General features: G+C 63.1%; 3 protein-coding genes. 1 reads left to right on the forward strand and 2 read right to left on the reverse strand.

Annotated elements, in window-relative coordinates; genetic code table 11:
* Positions 1–6 precede the first annotated feature (6 nt).
* A complete protein-coding gene (locus ACIA8C_RS12945) occupies positions 7–246 on the reverse strand; it encodes a hypothetical protein (protein WP_397134055.1) in 240 nt (79 codons plus the stop codon).
* 50 nt (positions 247–296) lie between these two features.
* Entirely contained in the window at positions 297–686 is a 390-nt protein-coding gene (locus tag ACIA8C_RS12950; protein WP_397134057.1) for a hypothetical protein, read from the reverse strand.
* 322 nt (positions 687–1,008) lie between these two features.
* Between ACIA8C_RS12950 and ACIA8C_RS12955 the strand changes: the two genes are divergently transcribed.
* Positions 1,009–1,677, forward strand: a complete 669-nt coding sequence (locus tag ACIA8C_RS12955) for a TetR/AcrR family transcriptional regulator (protein ID WP_397134059.1) — start codon at positions 1,009–1,011, stop codon at positions 1,675–1,677.
* The last annotated feature ends 60 nt before the right edge of the window (positions 1,678–1,737 follow it).

Raw genomic sequence — 1,737 nt, forward strand, 5'->3', positions numbered from 1 at the left:
ACGACCTCACTCGTCGAGATCGCTGACCATCGACCGGCGGCCGAGCGGCTCCGCATCACCGAAAGCCGTGTCCTCGTGGTCATAGCGGCGCTCCGGTGAGTTCGGCGGCGCGGTCCGCTTCTGACAGGCGGTGACGGTCGCGGTGAGCCGCGAACGATCCCGCTGAATTTTCGACAGACCGTTGATTTGTTCCGACAGCGCTTCCATCATCATCGCGGCATCGGCCTGCAGCCGTTCGTTCACCACCTGGGGCCTCCGCAGGGTAGGTCGAGGCGTACCGCGACGCTGGACATTTGTTACTGCTCGGGCTTCTTCAGTATGCTCTGCCGGGTGGCCCGAACGGACTGAGTTTTTTCGTTTTCCTCGAAAACATTCGCCGTGTCCCGCAGGTTCGCCGCGTTCTGACCGAGTATGTCGGCGAGCTGGGACAGGTTTTTGAAAGAATTATCCCGGCCGACCAGATATCCCTTGTCGCCCTTGGCGAATTTCCGGCCCAACTTGTCGTCACCCCATGCTTCACCCTCACCGTTGGTAGAATTAACCAGGGTGTCCGTGAGTTTTTTGAGTTGGTCGGTGATCTCGTCGAACATCGCTGCCGCCGAACGCAATCCGTCCGGATCGATGTCGATAGATTCTGCCACTATTCTGCCCTGTCCATAATCGACGACCCGGAACGCATTACCCACGCGTTACGGCCTGTTCGCACTCTCGACTGATATGCTTCTCGCCGAAGCAAAACCAATTTCGGCGGACACCCGCCGCGAGTGGCAGGAGAAGAGACCGCATGAGACCGACGACATCTACACACAGCCGAGGGCACCGCACGCCGGCAACGGCGCTCGGCTCGGCCGGTGCAGCCGGTCCGGACCGCGGCACCCACCTCCGGACAGGCACCGGCAATCAGACCGTCCCAGTTCCTTGACTCTGCGACCCCGGCACCGCCCATGTCAGCCTCACATTTGAGTTGACCTTCAGTAAAATGACATGACTGAGAGTAAACCAGAGCTTATGGCAGACGTCAATCGACTGCAGCGCGCCTACCGGTCCCCGGTGCGCGAGGAGGCTGCGCGCCGCACCCGCGACATCGTGGTGCAGGCGGCAATGCAGGTGTTCGCGGAACGCGGGTACGGCGGCGCCACCATCGACCAGATCGCTTCCTGCGCAGGCGTTTCCCGCCCGACCGTCTTCGCCGCGGGCAACAAGGCCCAGCTTTTCGCGCTCGCTCGCCAGTATGCGGCCACCGACGGTCAGCTGACCGCGGCGGACAACGACGCCACCGAGATCGACTCGATGACGACGGACATCCTCACCATCACCGACCCGCGACGCCTGCTCGAAGAGTTCGCCGCGCACACCGCAGCCCAGATGCAGCGCGTGCGACCACTGCAGGTCGTCCTCGAGCAGGCCGCCGGCACCGACCAGGACCTGGCGGAGCTCTTGAAGTCAACGCAGCGGCAGCTGCTGGAGACTGCCGGTAGCGTCGTCGCCGCGATCGCCGCGACCGGATCGTTGCGGCGCGGTATCTCCCCCGACGCCGCAACCGATGTGCTGTGGTTGCAACTCCAGTACACGAACTATCAGCGCTTGGTCGACGAACGCGGCTGGAGCCACCAGGATTTCGAACAATGGCACGCCACGGCAATGCGCACCGCACTGCTCGAACCGGAGCATGAATAGTCACTCGGCCCACGCCGAAAGCATCGAGGGTGACCCGAACCTCCTCGGCCGAACCCCTGG

The organism is Nocardia sp. NPDC051321 (assembly GCF_044455225.1).
Classification (GTDB): Bacteria; Actinomycetota; Actinomycetes; order Mycobacteriales; family Mycobacteriaceae; genus Nocardia.

Excerpts from the sequence above, each read along its gene's own strand:
- ACIA8C_RS12955 (WP_397134059.1), top strand. The coding sequence starts at position 1,009 with ATGGCAGACGTCAATCGACTGCAGCGCGCCTACCGGTCCCCGGTGCGC.